Raw genomic sequence first — 12016 nt, forward strand, 5'->3', positions numbered from 1 at the left:
AATCTCCCGGTTCAGCCCGCTAGTTCAGCAATGTGCGGCAGAGATCGACGAATTCGTTCGCCCATCCGGCAAAGAGCGCAAAGAGCAAGAGCCAGACGGCAAGCATGAAATGCGAATAGATGGCCGAAAGATCGACGCGCAGGCTGAGCCTGTCCGTCGCAGCCTCGCTCGCAAAGGCCTTCACGGTCGTGTGCGCGAGCACGGCAAGCCCGCCGAGAATATGCAGCCCGTGCAGGCCGGTCAGCATGTAGAAGAAGCTGTTGGCGGGATTGTCGGCAAGCACGTAGCCGGCCGCGGCAAGCTCGCGCCAGGCCTGGATCTGTCCGACGAGAAAGAAGACCGCAAGGGCAAGTGCAGCGGCCAGCGCCGGCCGCAGGCGTTCGATGCGGCCATGCCGAGCTTCGCCTTTCGCCCATTCCAGCGCAGCGCTGCTTAAGATAAGAGCTGCCGTGTTCACCCAGAGGAGGCGCGGAACCGGCATCCCCCACCAGTCGGCCGAGGCCATGCGCATAAAATAGGCGCTGACGGCAAGGCTGAAAACTGCGCCCACGACGCCAAGGAACACGAAGAGGCCGATTTTCACCGCCGGCGCGGGCCGCCGGTCGGCGCTGTGATGGGCCGGCAGCTGCACCGATCCGGTTTCGAGCCAGGGCTTCGAGGTCAGCCGCTGTCCGGCAAGCCACCAGACGATGAAGCCGCCGATTGCGGCAAGGAAAATCAGCGTGACGTTCATGCCGGGCTCTCCCGGGTTACTCTGTCGCCGGCCGGCTGCGTCTGCGGAATGAAATCCTCGGCAGCGCCCGGCACGCTGTAGTCATAGGCCCAGCGATAGACGACAGGCAGATCCTTACCCCAGTTGCCGTGCGCGGGCGGCGTCTGCGGCGTCTGCCATTCGAGCGTCGTCGCCCGCCATGGATTGCCGCCGGCCTCCCTGCCCCGGGAAAGGCTCCAGACCAAGTTGAACAAGAAGACGACCTGCGCCGCCCCGACGACGAGCGCCATGACTGAGATGAAGACGTTCAGCGTATGAGCCGACGGCGGAACAAAGGCGAGCTCTCCAAGCTCGAAGTAACGGCGCGGCACGCCGAGCAGGCCGAGATAATGCATCGGAAAGAAGATCGCATAGGTGCCAAGGAAGGTGACCCAGAAATGAATCTGGCCAAGCGCCTCGTTCAACATGCGCCCGGTGACCTTCGGATACCAGTGATAGATCGCCCCGAAGATGACGAGGATCGGCGCCACGCCCATGACCATATGGAAATGCGCAACGACGAACATCGTATCCGACAGCGGCACGTCGACGACGACGTTGCCGAGAAACAGTCCGGTCAGGCCGCCATTGACGAAAGTGACGATGAAGGCGAGCGCAAAGAGCATCGGCAGCGTCAGATGGATGTCGCCGCGCCAGAGCGTCAGCACCCAGTTGTAGACCTTGATCGCCGTCGGGATGGCGATGATCAGCGTCGTGGTGGCGAAGAAGAACCCGAAGGCCGGGTTCATGCCGCTGACATACATGTGGTGCGCCCAAACGATGAAGCTCAAGGCGCCGATGACAACGATTGCCCAGACCATCATCCGGTAGCCGAAGATGTTCTTGCGCGCATGGGTGCTGATCAGGTCGGAAACGATGCCGAAGGCCGGCAGCGCGACGATGTAGACCTCCGGATGGCCGAAGAACCAGAACAGGTGCTGGAACAGGATCGGGCTGCCGCCGCCATGCTGGAGCTGCTCGCCCATTTCGACGATGGCGGGCATGAAGAAGCTGGTGCCGAGCAGGCGGTCGAACAGCATCATGACACAGGCGACGAAGAGTGCGGGAAAGGCCAGCAGCGCCATCACGGTCGCGGTGAAGATGCCCCAGACGGTGAGCGGCATGCGCATCAGCGTCATGCCCCGCGCCCTTCCCTGCAGCACGGTCACCACATAATTCAGCCCGCCCATGGTGAAGCCGATGATGAAGACGATCAGCGAGGAGAGCATCAGCAGGATGCCCCAGTCCTTGCCGCCTGGCGTGCCCGACAGGACCGCCTGCGGCGGGTAGAGCGTCCAGCCCGCTCCCGTCGGGCCGCCGGGAGCGAAAAAGCCCGCGACGAGGATCAGAACGGCAAGCAGATAGATCCAGTAGCTCAGCATGTTGGCATAAGGGAACACCATGTCGCGGGCGCCGACCATCAGTGGAATGAGATAGTTGCCGAAGCCGCCGAGGAAGAGCGCGGTCAGCAGATAGATCACCATGATCATGCCGTGCATGGTGATGAACTGATAATAGTGATCGGCGTCGATGAAGGTGAAAGTGCCGGGAAAGGCAAGCTGCAGCCGCATCAGCCAGGAGAGCACCAGCGCCACCAGGCCAATCGCGATGGCGGTCACCGAATATTGCACGGCAATGATCTTGGCATCCTGGCTGAACACATATTTCGTCCACCAGCTTCTCGGATGATAGAGCTCGACATCCTCGACTTCGGCGGGCGGGATGACATCTGCGCCGCCGGACGGAATCTCGACCATGATATCTCCTCCCTTCCTTCAGAGCGGTCTGTGACCGCTGGGGGTTCCATGAACCGACGCGGCCTCCGGCCGGTTCAGTTTGCCGGCGGCTCTCCCGATGACGCCGTCAGCTGGGTGAATGTCTGCTGCTGCCCGAGCCAGGTCTGATAGTCCGCGTCGTTGTCGACGGTGACCGTGCCGCGCATCTGCGGGTGGCCGACGCCACAGAGTTCGGCGCAGAGGATCTCGAAAGTGCCCGTGCGCGTCGGCGTCAGCCAGAAATAGGTGACCATGCCGGGGATCATGTCCATCTTGGCGCGGAACTCGGGCACGTAGAAATCATGGAGCACGTCGACGGAGCGCAGCAGGAAATGCACCGGCTTGCCCACCGGCAGATGCAACTCGCCGCCTTCGACGATGATGTCGTCGAGGCCGTTCGCGTCGTTCTTGTCGAGGCCGAGAGGGTTTTCGGGTGTGATGTCGCGCGTTTCGGCGCGGCCGAGCTTTCCGTCTGCCCCGGGCAGGCGGAAACTCCACAGCCATTGCTGGCTGACGACTTCGATCGATGCGGCATCGGCGGGCACCGAGATGAACTGGTTCCACACGATGAGGCCTGGGGCGAGCATGGCCGCCACGCCGACCGCCGTTCCCGAGGCGAGCATCACCTCCAGCTTGCGGTTTTCAGGCTCGTAATGCGCGCGGTTGCCCGGCTTGTGCCGGAAGCGGTAGACGCAATAGGCCATGAAGGAAATCACCGCCACGAAGACGATGCCGGTGATCCAGAAGGTGATGACAAGGGTGCTGTCGATATAGCTCCAGTTGGACGCGATCGGCGTCCACCACCAGGGGCTCAGCACATGGAACAGCACGGAGCCGACGACAAGCAGGACGAGGATCAGCACGACAGCCATTTCCGCTCCTCCTCGAGCAGGTTGACCGTGAAAGCGCATTCCGTAAAAAGTCCGTATTTATTATCGCACAGATAGAAAATATCGGCAATTACGGCGATTTAGCCATTGCTAACCGGCCGCAACCCGCCATTTGGAGTATTGCCTCTCATTTGGAATATTGCTTGAGATAAGCGACGAGATTGGTGATTTCCTGATCGTCCTTCACTCCGACGAAGGCCATCTTCGTGCCCTTCACCTTCGCTTTCGGATTGTGCAGATAGTCGCGCAACGTCGCCTCGTCCCAGACGAGGCCACCCTCGCCGGCCGCCTTCATCCCGCTTGAATAGGCAAAACCCGGATGCGTTCCGGCCTTGCGGCCGAACAGCCCTTTCAGCGACGGACCGACCTTGTTCGTGTCGGACTCGACCACATGACAGGTCGCGCATTTCTTGAAAACGGTGGCGCCAGCCGTTGCATCGCCTTCCTGCGCTCCGGCGTCAGCAGGAAAAAGGGCAACAACGGATGTAGCAATCAGCAGAACAACACGGTAGTCCACGGCAAACCTCATCCTCCTCAAGGTCGCCAGCCACTCTCACCCTCGGCCATCATTCGCGCGGGGGTGGTGGTTGCTTTGTGATAAAGTTAGTCCTTCGCGGATGCAAGTCAATCGCTTCCACGATTGCAACGGGGCCGCTCACCACCGCGCGCCGCCGTTCATGACGCCGCTCTGGCAAATTCGCCCTGCTCGACCAATACCCTCACGACTTCCAGGAAGCGCTCGCCGCTGGCTGACAATGTAGGCGGGTGCCACGCCGCCGCGATCGGCAGGGATGGCGGCGGCGGGAGGACAGGGCGATAGGCAACACCCGGTCGGGTCGCCCTCCCGATGCTGGAGGTGACGAAGCCCAGACCGGTTCCGGCCGCGACGAGTCCAACCAATGTGGTCATAGGCGTCACCTCTTGGACAATCCGGGGACTGATCCCCTCGGCAGTGAAGAGGGCAATCACCCGGTCGTAAATACTGGGGCCGATACTCCGCGGTGCAATCAATAGCGGCTCGTGAGCAAGATCGGCGACGCGGATGACCGCCTGCTCCGCTAGCCGGTGCGTCGCCGGAAGCGCCAGAACGAACGGCTCGTCCGGCAGGGCGTAAAGAATGAGATCCCGCGAAACCGGCGGATGCAGCACGCCGAGGTCGATGTCAGCCGACGCAAGCGCGGCTTCCACTTTGGGCGAACTCATCTCGATGAGATCGACCTCGACTTGCGGATGACGGATACGAAACGCCTGCACCGCTTCCGGCAGAACGCCGTAAAAGGCGATCGGCGTAAAGCCTAGCCGCAAGCGCCCGACCTCGCCGCGCACCGCCCGCAGCGCTTCGGCCTTCGCCATGTTGGCGTGCCGCACCGCTTCGCGGGCTGGGCCGAGGAAGGCCGCGCCCGCCGGCGTCAGCGCTACCCCGCGCCTGTCACGCTCGAAAAGATCGGCTCCGACCTCGCCTTCCAGCGCCCGTATCCGCTGGCTGAGCGCCGGCTGTGTCAGGTTCATCCGTTCCGCGGCGCGGCGAAAATGGAGGTCTTCGGCAACGGCCACGAAACAGGCGAGCGTACGAATATCCAGGATACCCTCCTAATGCAAAACGCCTATCACAGGCGGCTTAATTCCAATTGGAGGATTATCAGCATCGGCGGCATTTTTAAGGACCGCCAACAAGGGAGCAGTGTTATGAACGGACCAATCCTCGCCGCTGCGACGTTCGCCATCGCCTTTAGCCTTGCCGCGCCCGATAGCACGCAAGCGGCCGGGGGCGCAAAAGCAGCTTCTGAGATTCTCGGCCGTGTTTCGGCAAGTCGGATCGCCGTCATCTCCGACGGCGATTTCCTTGCCCAAACCTATGGCACCGCTGAGCTTGCACCGCGAGAAGCAGGCTATCGCGACCTGCTGACTATCATGTCGCAAGCTGAGAACAAGATCGTCACTCGCTCGATACCGATCTCCAATTCGGTGACCTCGGCGCCAGAAATCCTGGCACTCACCAAAGATGGGAGAACTGCTTTCGTCACGGAAAGGCTGGGGGAGCGTCCGGAGGGTGGTAAAAGGATCGGCGACCTGCCGCCGGGCCGGCGGCTTTTCGCGGTCGATCTTTCGGACAGCGCCCCACGTCTCTCCGCCACGATCGAGATTGAAGCCTTTCCCGAGGCTTTGTCGATCAGCCCTGACGGAGAGAGCATCGCCGTCGTCTCTAACACGCCGGAGGCGAGCTTCGTCCAGATCGTGGCCTATCGAAACGGTCGCTTCGGCCACCTCGCTCGTTTCGACCTCGCCGACCTGGGGGTGACGGGACCCGCACCGGCCCCGCGCGGTGGCGTGACCGCGACCAACGTCCACTGGCATCCTTCAGGCCGCTTCCTGGCGGTCAACATCAATACCCAAAGCCGTGTCGCCTTCTTCGAGGTCATCGGCGGCGACGACGCGCCCATGCTGCGTCCCTGGGGGAATGTCGTGAAGGTCGGCGCAGATCCCTTCGTCGGGCGCTTCACGCCGGACGGGCGCCATTATCTAACCGCGAACTGGGGCCGGAACTTCGCTGCGACGAACCTGGAGGGCCGCATTCCGCAGACACCGTCGACGATCAGCGTCATCAGGCTCGCCAATCCCGCGGAATCGCATCGACCGGCACGCCACAACCTTGTCGGCGCCGCTGAGACTGACTTCTCCTCCGAGGGTATAGCCATCAGCCCGGATGGCCGGCTCGTCGCTACCGTCAATATGCGCGGCACCGCCTTCCCGCCCGGCTCGGCCCGCTTCCACCGCAACGCCAGCGTCACGCTTCTGAGCTTCGACCCGGCAACCGGTGCCATCTCCAAGCGCGCAGACTATTCCTTCGAGGGAGTCCTGCCGGAGGGCGGTGCATTCGATCGAACAGGAGACCATTTCCTTGTCACTGTTTTTCAGGGCCATGATGGATCCCTGCCTGAGGCCGGCCCGGGGCTCGAGGTCTTCCGCGTTGAAAAAGGCGACCGGCCGACGCTCAGCCGGCTCGGCCGCGTGCCGCTGCCGCACGGCGCACATCATGTCGATCTCGCACCATAGGATGTCTGAAAGTTCAACGTCGGTGACATTCCGGATGCGCTATTCCTAGCAGCCGCGAAGTCGCCTATCCCGAGCTGTCGCAAACATCAGGCAAAGCGATCGCTTTCCGTCAACAAATCTTGCGACAGCGACGATGAAGGAAAGCTCCCGCGGTATGAAGCGGCCTCAGCTGCTGCCATTTGAACTACACCTCGACGGAAAGCGCCTGCTTTACCGCCAATTCGGCCATGGCAAGGGCCGCCGCCCGGGTCTTGGCGGCGGCGATGAAGCGGCCGTTATGGCAAAAGCTTGCGCCCTTTATGCCGCAAGCCGCTTCCAGCTCGCCATTCGCAAGTCCGGCCCAGACCGCCGGCAGGTCGGCTCGCAGCTCGAATCCCTCTTGGCCGCGGCGAATGCCGGTCACGCACCAATCGTTTTCGCGCGGGTGGACGACGAACAGCAGGTGATCGGCGCCGGCCTTGACGATGGCCGGCCGGAAGGGCATTCCCCTCGGCAATTCCAGAACACGCCCCTGCCCCGCAGCCGCGATCGCCCGATACACGATCGCCTCGGCCCGCAGTTTTGCGGCGCTCTGGGCGATCCCCGCCTCTACGAAACTGCGAGTTATGCTCAGCGCCGAGTGAAAGGCGCGATCGTCAGCCTCGGGCTCCGCCTCATCGAACACCGGTTTCAGGGTCTCCAGCAGCGCCGGCAGCGTCAGGCCCGCCAAAGGACCCGAGGGGCTCAGCGCGCCATTGTCGGTCAGGTCGATCGGCAACACGAAACCGGTGTCGAAAGAGGCGTGGAGGGCCTCGACATGATCTTCGGGAAGACCGGAGGCTGCGAGATATTCCCGGCCGTAATGCTTCCATATCAGACCGAACGAGCTATAGGGCTGGCCATCGTCGCGCAGCGGCGCGGCGCGCTGGTGATGATCGAATACGCCCGTAGCAGGGTCGTAGGCTCCGCCGACATCATAGATGATCCGGTCCGGGCCTGGCGTAATCCATTCCGGCGCCCGGCTGCGGATCAGACGCGCCTGCGGGAAAAGCCGAGTCAGGATGACGCTCGACAGCAATTCGTCGGCATGGAAGCCACCGGAATGGGTGACGAGGAAATCGGGGATCATCGGAGCTGTGCGCCTTGTGGTTCGCGGAATGTCCGCTTGGGAGTCGGCACCAGATAACCGTTGCCGGTTCCCATCTCAACCCATGCTTTGCATTTCACTCAGCGCCATTCAGCTTTGAGGCAGCGCCGGTTCCGGGCGTCCCGCAACGAGCGCACCGCCGGCGGCCACACCTGCATGAAGGCAAATCAATCCGATCGCGGCGAGAACATTGATCAGCAGGATGTCAGCCACAACAGATGCCGAAAACGCGCCGTCGCCTGATGGAAGCACCGTGGTTGCGACAAAGAGCACGCCCTCATAAGCAACAAAACCGGCAATGAAGGCACCGATGACCGTTGCAGGAACGGCGGTCGCGAGACGAAACATCCCGAGCGCCGCAACCAGAGATGCGAATGCAGCGACACCGATCGCCAGACCCCACGCATAGCTGTCCCAGGTCTGGGGATAGCCGAGCACGAGATACCCGACAATCTGGTTGGCGAGCCATGCCAGCAGGACGGTTGCGACCGCTATCCGCCGAGGGAGCATAACTGCGGACACCGCCGCCAGTGCCACGAAGGGCGTCACGCAGGCAAAAAGAAGGCTGAGAGCAACACTGGTACCTGAAATGATCACGATCCAGGCGATGGCGAACCCGGGAAGGACGGGGCGCAGAGGAAGCTGATGGCGTTCGAGCATCACAAAACTCCATTCGACCGGGGTGCACGCGCGCGCCCCGAAAAATCATACGCCCGTCCGGAAAAAAGGCCAGTGAGGTCGGGATGACGGAATTTACCACCGGCCTTGTCTACAAAGCATCCAGCGGAATTTTAAGATACCGCCGTCCATTTCCCTCCGGCTCGGGCAGCCGCCCGCCGCGGATATTGACCTGCAGCGCATGCAGCATCAGCTTCGGCTTGGGCAGCGTGCAATCGCGCGCCTGGCGCAGCGCCACGAAGCCGGCCTCGTCGATACCTGCAATGTGCGGGTTGGCGCGCTTCTGGGCGGCGACCGTGCTTTCCCAGCGCGGGTGACGACCGCCCGGCTGGTAGTCATGGCCGGAAAAGAGCCGTGTCTCGTCCGGCAGCGACAGGATCGCCTGGATCGAGCGCCAGAGGGCGGTCGCACTACCGCCCGGGAAATCCGTCCGCGCAGTCCCCGAATCCGGCGGGAATACCGTATCGTGCACAAAAGCCGCGTCGCCGATCAGATAGGTCACCGAGGCCAGCGTATGGCCGGGCGAAAACATCACGCGGGCCGTAAGCCCGCCGATCCCGAAGGCATCGCCATCGGCAAATAGCCGATCCCATTGCGAGCCGTCGGCTGCGAGCGCCGGCCAGTTGTAGATCTCCTTCCAGAGGGCCTGCACCTCGGTGACGTGGGCTCCGATCGCCGTCGGCGCGCCGGTCTTTCCCTTCAGATAATGGGCGGCGGAGAAATGATCGGCATGCGGATGCGTGTCGAGGATCCACTCGACCGTCAGCCGCTCGCTCTCAATATGCGCGAGGATTGCGTCGGCGCTCTTTGTCGCCGTCGAGCCCGACGTCTCGTCGAAATCGAGCACCGGATCGACTATGGCACTGCGTTTGGTCAGCGGGTCGGAAACGACATATTGCACGCTGCAGGTGCGGGGCTCGAAGAAAGCCTTCACCTCAGGAATTTGGCTTGCCGCCCTTTCCAGCCAGCGGCCCGCACCGCCAAGATCGAAGCCGAGGCCCCTGCCGAAGCTCTCGACATCGGCCGACTGCATCCGCCCGTCGAGCACCTCACCCAGCGCATAGAGCGTCAGTGCCCGCGTGCCGCTCTTGCAATGGGCGACGACCGGCCCGTTTGCATCGGCCATCGCCGCCTGGAAAGCACGGATATCGGCCTCGGTGATCTCGCTCCCCTTCACCGGCACGAAACTGTAGGAAAGCCCGGCGGCAGCGGCCGAAGCCTTTTCCGCCGCATTGCCGGGTTGCCCCGGCTCTTCGCCATCCGGCCGGGCATTGATGACGCCGGCAAAGCCCTGCTCTGCGAAAGCGGCAAAACCGGCGGCAGCGGGCTGGCCCGCCACCGATAGTCGCTCATTGACCCTCACGGACATCATCGAAGCCTCCGCGCTGCCCCGATCATGCAGCATTGCATGTATATCGATACAATCTCACAAGTATATTGCCGAGCGCAAGAATAGACGCGTCTCTATCGCACTCGCCCGGCTCCTCAAAACGACAGCGTTGCCGCTCCTTGCTTGATCTCGGCGTGCATGGCGCTGGCGCCGACGATGACGACGCCGTCGAGCATGTCTTCCTGCGTGTAACCACGCGAGGTCACGCAGGGCGGGCAAGCCCAGATCGTGCCGCCGCGCTGCTGGAAACTTTCGATCAGGCTCGACAGCGGGTCGAGCGGCGGCACATGCGTCATGCGCTGGCCGCCCTTGCGCACCAGGTCGATCCCGGTACTCGTGAGGAACACGGAGACCTTCAGCCCGGCGGTGATGCCGCCATTGGCAATGGTGAAGGCGACGGAGGACAGTTCGGATTCGATGCCCTTGGTGATGAGCACGACCAGTTTGTCGCTTGGCGTTTGCATAGTATTCTCCCAGTGAGTTGACATTTCATCCCAGGCGAAGCTGTCCGCTTGGCGTGAACGAACCCAGGATAGGAGGATGCGCGGGGCGCGTATTTGGCCGGAATGCTCGAAGCCTTGCCCGAAAATCCAGACGCTCGGGGTGTCGCGCGCGACGACGTGCTTTCAGCGCTGCTCTCGAGCATCCGCCTTTCCGGCTCGTTGCAATTCTGCTTCATGCCGACAGGCGACTGGCAGACGGATGCGGCGCCAACATTGGCAGCCCTTTCGGCCAAGGCCGCCGGCACCATGCCCTTTCACATCGTCGTGGCCGGAAGCTGCTGGCTGAAAGCAGAAGGCGAAGAGACCGCTCTGGAGGCCGGCGACGTGCTGGTCTTTCCCTTCGCTACCGGCCATCAGCTTGGCGCGGGCAAAGACGGCATGCTGGTGCTGCCGACCCGCGACCTGCCCCAAAAGCCGTGGCGCGAGATTCCGGTGCTGCGCTATGGTGAGGCGGCACATGGGGTACGGCTGCTCTGCGGCTATCTGCAGTGGGACGGCTTGAGCTTCGGTCCTTTGCGCCAGGCACTGCCGAAGCTCATCCATGTGAGAACTCGTACCGCCAATGACGGCGATTGGCTGCGCGCCACCATCTGCCAGATGGTCGAGGAGGTCGACCGGCCGCGCGCCGGCGGCGTCTCCATGCTGCCGCGGCTGACGGAGATCATCTTCATCGAGATCCTGCGCCACCAGATCAGCAGAGCCGCGCCCCAGGCAACAGGCTGGCTCGCCGCGCTTGCCGACCCCGCCCTGTCGCGCTGTCTTTCCCTTATCCACGGCGATCCCGGCCGCGACTGGTCGCTGGAGCTGTTGGCGGCGGCAGCCAACCTCTCGCGCAGCGCGTTCGCCGACCGCTTCCAGGCCGTCCTCGCGACCTCGCCCATCCGCTATGTCAGGGATTGGCGTCTCACCCTCGCCAGCATGGCGCTCGCCACCACGGCCCGGCCGATTGCGTCCATCGCCTACGACGCCGGCTACGCCACCGAAGCCGCTTTCAATCGCGCCTTCTCCCGCGCCTTTGCCACTCCGCCAGCGGCATGGCGAGCGATGGCACGAGGCTGAGCAATCGGGTCAACATGATGGTCAGTGCGATTGCCGCCCGGGCTGGCTTCGCCATGATCGCGAGACGGCACCGCGCGCCTGCAGCCGGCCAGCAAAAAGCCCCGCCTATCATGGGCGGGGCTGTTCATGCTGAAAATCGGTCGGCATTAAGTCCTGGGAGGAATCAATGATTGCCTTCTTCCACCCGAAGCTGGTGCAGACCTTGCGCGATCAACATGCTTTGACGGACACTCAAGTCAATCCTGCCCCTGCAGGCGATCGATCACCTGGAGCAGCAGCTCGGCGCATGCCTTCATCGGTTCATCCTCGGCACATTTCAGGTCGATCCGGGTGTTTCCATCGTCGATCTCGAAATGGGCGGCCTTGGACGGCGGCGGCATGCGATGACCGCGGAAGCCGTGAAAGCCCATATCGCCTCTCGAACCATGCCACCGGTAATCGGGGCGGTCTCTGGACGGCTCATCCGGCCCGCCGCGCATCACCCTCTCGTCATCAGGCGCAGGTGATGACTCCGGCTCGGTCGCGGCGGGCGGTGCCGCGGCGGGTGGCGGCGCGGCGGGTGCAGGTGCAGCGGGCGGAGGCGCAGCGGGTGGTGGCGTGGGCGGCTGTTGGGCGAAGGCGGTGCCGGCCAATGCGGCAAGGGCAAGACCTGATAGCAGCAGTCTTTGCATGGCAACATTCCTTTCAGAGACGAGACGCATGTCTTTAAACACTGCGGCGCGGCTTTGGTTCACGCCCATCGGAGCTTGTGATCGAAATATGCAGCGCGGCACGACGCCCGCCTGCCAAA

12 protein-coding genes are annotated in these 12016 nt (G+C 63.0%); 2 read left to right on the forward strand and 10 right to left on the reverse strand.

All coding sequences use genetic code 11. The features are described 5' to 3' along the window. Nucleotides 1–19: 19 nt before the first annotated feature. The 5 genes from J0663_RS00595 to J0663_RS00615 form a co-directional block, all read right to left on the reverse strand. Nucleotides 20–733 (reverse strand): cytochrome c oxidase subunit 3, encoded by a 714-nt coding sequence (locus J0663_RS00595; RefSeq protein WP_207242569.1) that lies wholly within the window; start codon nucleotides 731–733, stop codon nucleotides 20–22. Continuing rightward, nucleotides 730–2508 (reverse strand): cytochrome c oxidase subunit I, encoded by a 1779-nt coding sequence (gene ctaD, locus J0663_RS00600; RefSeq protein WP_207242570.1) that lies wholly within the window; start codon nucleotides 2506–2508, stop codon nucleotides 730–732. Before ctaD ends, J0663_RS00595 begins: the two co-directional genes overlap by 4 nt. Nucleotides 2509–2582: 74 nt before the next feature. After that, complete coding sequence (locus tag J0663_RS00605) at nucleotides 2583–3398, reverse strand: cytochrome c oxidase subunit II (RefSeq protein WP_207242571.1); 816 nt, start codon at nucleotides 3396–3398, stop codon at nucleotides 2583–2585. A gap of 145 nt (nucleotides 3399–3543) precedes the next feature. Then, on the reverse strand, nucleotides 3544–3933 hold the full coding sequence (locus tag J0663_RS00610; protein ID WP_246590343.1) for a c-type cytochrome: 390 nt from the start codon (nucleotides 3931–3933) through the stop codon (nucleotides 3544–3546). Nucleotides 3934–4091: 158 nt separating this feature from the next. Then, on the reverse strand, nucleotides 4092–4970 hold the full coding sequence (locus tag J0663_RS00615; RefSeq protein ID WP_246590344.1) for a LysR family transcriptional regulator: 879 nt from the start codon (nucleotides 4968–4970) through the stop codon (nucleotides 4092–4094). Between the two features lie 132 nt (nucleotides 4971–5102). On the opposite strand from J0663_RS00615, the gene J0663_RS00620 reads away from it, so the two are divergent. Next, complete coding sequence (locus J0663_RS00620; protein WP_207242573.1) at nucleotides 5103–6470, forward strand: lactonase family protein; 1368 nt, start codon at nucleotides 5103–5105, stop codon at nucleotides 6468–6470. A 184-nt stretch (nucleotides 6471–6654) separates the two neighbouring features. Here the strand turns inward: J0663_RS00620 and J0663_RS00625 are convergent, their stop codons facing one another. The 4 genes from J0663_RS00625 to J0663_RS00640 form a co-directional block, all read right to left on the reverse strand. Then, nucleotides 6655–7578: an MYG1 family protein gene (locus tag J0663_RS00625; protein ID WP_207242574.1), complete on the reverse strand. Its 924-nt coding sequence runs from the start codon at nucleotides 7576–7578 to the stop codon at nucleotides 6655–6657. Between the two features lie 108 nt (nucleotides 7579–7686). Then, nucleotides 7687–8256 carry a hypothetical protein gene (locus J0663_RS00630; protein ID WP_207242575.1) on the reverse strand — a complete coding sequence of 190 codons (570 nt, stop codon included), beginning with the start codon at nucleotides 8254–8256 and terminating at the stop codon, nucleotides 7687–7689. Between the two features lie 109 nt (nucleotides 8257–8365). Beyond that, entirely contained in the window at nucleotides 8366–9646 is a 1281-nt protein-coding gene (gene blh, locus J0663_RS00635) for a bifunctional sulfur transferase/dioxygenase Blh (RefSeq protein WP_207242576.1), read from the reverse strand. Nucleotides 9647–9759: 113 nt separating this feature from the next. Next, a complete protein-coding gene (locus J0663_RS00640) occupies nucleotides 9760–10128 on the reverse strand; it encodes a DsrE family protein (RefSeq protein WP_207242577.1) in 369 nt (122 codons plus the stop codon). Nucleotides 10129–10230: 102 nt separating this feature from the next. Between J0663_RS00640 and J0663_RS00645 the strand changes: the two genes are divergently transcribed. Further along, entirely contained in the window at nucleotides 10231–11226 is a 996-nt protein-coding gene (locus J0663_RS00645) for an AraC family transcriptional regulator (RefSeq protein ID WP_207244391.1), read from the forward strand. A 236-nt stretch (nucleotides 11227–11462) separates the two neighbouring features. On the opposite strand, the gene J0663_RS00650 is transcribed toward J0663_RS00645, so the two are convergent. Then, the gene (locus tag J0663_RS00650; RefSeq protein WP_207242578.1) at nucleotides 11463–11897 is read right to left on the reverse strand and encodes a hypothetical protein; all 435 of its coding nucleotides are present in this window, start codon (nucleotides 11895–11897) and stop codon (nucleotides 11463–11465) included. Nucleotides 11898–12016 lie beyond the last annotated feature (119 nt).

The organism is Rhizobium lentis (genome assembly GCF_017352135.1).
Lineage (GTDB): Bacteria > Pseudomonadota > Alphaproteobacteria > Rhizobiales > Rhizobiaceae > Rhizobium > Rhizobium lentis.